Source organism: Actinokineospora sp., from assembly GCF_050699995.1.
Lineage (GTDB): Bacteria > Actinomycetota > Actinomycetes > Mycobacteriales > Pseudonocardiaceae > Actinokineospora.
Map to the genome: position 1 here is coordinate 1 of NZ_JBOHGC010000430.1, position 3244 is coordinate 3244.

A 3244-nucleotide genomic window follows, 5' to 3' on the forward strand; every position below is an offset into this window, starting at 1 on the left:
TCCTCCGAACAGGGCTTGTAGGAACGCTCGAGGAATCCGCCTGCCGACAGGTCCCATCCGTCGCCTGCCCAGGACGCCTGGTTGTTCGTCGCCGAGGTCCGGCCGTCGAGGCTCTGGGACGAGTACCCGAGCGACACCGAAGGCGCCGATCCCGCAGGCGGCGGCGGAAGCCGGAATGGGTAGCTGTAGGTGAAGTCGCCTGCCATACCGCCGGCGCTCCAGCTGCCGGCGGGCGCCAGCGAGCTGGCAGAGTACGACCCTGCCGCACCATTGGGAGCAGCGGACACGGCAAGGACGGTCGCTGTGCCGGAATCCGCCGCGGCGACCGAAGGATCGGACGGTTTAGGGGAAAGCGTGACCTGGCCCGACACCGTCGAAGCGCCTATGTCGTTCTTGGTCGTGGCAATCGGTTCCGCCGTGCGGCAGATCTTCTCCTGAGGCGTGGTCAGCGCGCACGCGGGCAGCTTGAGCAACCGAAGCCGCGTCGCGTAGTCGCCACCGAACGCATGTCGGAAGGAGCCATAGTCGACTGACACGTTCAGCGGGTCACCCGCGGCGCCGCCGGTGTCCGCCAGGCTGAAGACCACTCCACGCACACCGAGCGCACGCGCGGCGTCCTGGTCCGCGACCGTGACGGCGACGCCTGCCTCCCGCCCGACTGCCGACGCCCTTCGCACGGAGACGGGTGTCCGTCCCGCGCGGCCGTTGTCCGCCGCGGCCGCCGCACCGGCAGGCAAAGCGACACGCGCTGACGACCGGCCCGGCCACGCCGCTTCTCCGACACTCGTGGCGACAGTGGCGGCGGCAGGGTCCTCGGGCAGCGGTGGGGCTTCCACTGCGAAGACCGGGACGGACTTCTCCTGCTGTAGCGCGGGCAGCTTCCACCGGCCGTCGGGCGCCGCTTCAACCGGCGTCACCGTGATCATCGTGACGGCGGCGGCGGCGGCGGTGAGGCGAACGAGCAGGCGGACGCGGCCTGCCGAGTTCCTGGCGTGCATGGTCAACTCCACTGATGTGGGAAGTGGGGCAGGGCGGGTTCTACGGCCGGTCAGCCGTGCATCGACTCTTCGTTGCGGGCCAGAATCTCCGCGCCGCTCAAGACACCGGTGTAGATACGAACATCGTCGAGATCGCCGCGCCATGGCTGCGTGATGGCGCCGTTCAGCTGGCCGCGCCCGATGAGGAAACCTCCATCGGGCTGCCAGGCCGCGACGCCACCGCCATCGACGGTGCCGTAGAACGTCGACTGTCGGGAGCCGTTGACGAACAGCGAGATCTTCCCGGTGACCATGTCGTAGGTCGCGGCGAGATGGACCCAGGTGTGCAGGGCGGCGAGGTGGTCAGAGCACGCCTGCACCGGCGACGCACCAGTGGACGTCAGCGTCACCATGCACCATTTGTCCGAATCTTGTCGATATCCGAAGTAGAAGGGCGAATGGCCCGGGTGGTCCATCGCCAGCACAGCCCGAGTGTCGGATTTGTCCGTCAGTCTCACCCAGGACATGACTGTGTACGACCGGTCAGCCCGGAACTTCGACCCCTTGGACGCAGCGATTTGTCCAGTGGCGGTGGTATCAAACCTGGCCCACTTGTCCTCGCTGCTCAGCACCTGGTTCGGGTCGTCCGGATCAACCGGCGTACCGGCCCACGAGACTCCACCGGACAACGTTCCCGTGTAGTTCCCAACTGTGTCCGGCGCGGTCGTGCCGGTTGTCTCGTCGAGTCGGTATCGCATGCGCGAGAACCACTTGTTTGCGATCTGAGCCGCTTCGGTGGACCCGATCGTCCGGTCCCACACCTGTACCTGGTCGATGGTGCCGGGGAAGAAGTCGGTTATCGAACCGTTCCACTTCGCCGCGCCGACCAGAAACCCGCCCGCCTGGGCGTTCCACAGCGTCGCGGTGCCGGTTCCTTCGAGTTTTCCGTTGACGTACAGGGAAACCGTCTTGGAGTTCGGCTCGTAGGTGCCGATGAGATGGGTCCACACTCCGACCTGCGGCGGCAGGGCCGATTTGACCCGGACAAGGCCGGGCGGATTGTCGACATCGGCACCGATGACGCTCATTGTCCAGCGATTGACGTCGGCTGAGTACTGGAGATAGAAGCCGCTCACGCGGTTACCGCTCTGGCTGGCGACCGTGACATACCCGCTGACATTGTCGATCTTCACCCAGGCGGCGACGGCGAACGCCCTGTCCGTGCGTACAATCGGTGCGGCCGAAGCCGCGTAACCGCCGTTTCCAGTCGTCAGGCCACTACCCGCGTATCCGACACCGAGACTCGATCCCCCCACGAGCTGCAGCGGACGCCCGTTGCCGCTGCTGTCGGCAACGGTCGTGCCGCTGGTTTCCGTCACCTCCCAGGATGCGACCGGACCGGCGGCGGAGGCGACAGCGAAGGTGTAAACCGCATGGTTCGACGAGGGGTTGTCCGCGCGGTCATATGCCTGGACGTAGAGAACGTTCTGCAGTTCGTTGGGCGGCGTGATCGGAACCGCGACAGTCCCGTCGGTCGAGGTGACGTCGACACGGTTGTTCTTGGCGTCGGTGTTGATCGACCACTTGTAGTACGCGACATCCATGCTGCCGTTCAGGCCGGTGTTCCCGTTGGGCGAGAACGTGAATACCCCGGTCCGGCCCACACTGCCGTTCACCCCAGTGGTCGGGTAATCCGATGAGGACACCGCGGGGATGCTGGGCTTGACCGAGTCGACCTCGAACTCACAGGACACCGTCGACCAGGTTGTTGCCTGACCATCCGTGGCCATGACATTCCAGAAGTAGTTGCCGTCGGCAAGCCCCGGAGCAGGAACCGTCACCTGGGAGAAGGAGCCCGAGCCGACATTCTCCTGGACGTACGGGCGGGGACCCGAATGACTCGCCTGGACGCCGTCGTAGAGGCGGAATTCGGTCTTCAGCATGCCGCCATCGGGGTCGGACACCAGCGCGCGCAGCCTGGGGGTCTTCGTACCCAGGCGGGTCCGGTTCGCACCCGTGGTGCAAGTCCGTGCCTGGTCGGCCGCCCCACCCCATGCCTCGAGCCCGAGAGTGGTCGGGGCGTTGGGAGCTTGGTTCGGCGGCGGCGGCGTGTAGTAGGTCACCCGGATGTTCGGGCCGAGGCCCAATACCAGGAACTTAGTGCTTGATCGTGTAGTGTCTGGTTGTGCCCAGGCGTGGTCAGGTGAAGGTGAAGTCCGGTGATCGGCTGGTGGATCGGGTGGGGTTGGGTGTGTTGGCCTCGCAGT

Annotated in this window: 1 protein-coding gene and 1 pseudogene; both read right to left on the reverse strand. The window is 66.1% G+C overall.

What is annotated here, in order from left to right:
* A pseudogene (locus ACRDSQ_RS21255) lies at positions 1-998 on the reverse strand (hypothetical protein); the annotation flags it as partial.
* 50 nt (positions 999-1048) lie between these two features.
* Positions 1049-2941, reverse strand: a complete 1893-nt coding sequence (locus tag ACRDSQ_RS21260) for a LamG domain-containing protein (protein ID WP_431423487.1) — start codon at positions 2939-2941, stop codon at positions 1049-1051.
* Between the last annotated feature and the right edge of the window lie 303 nt (positions 2942-3244).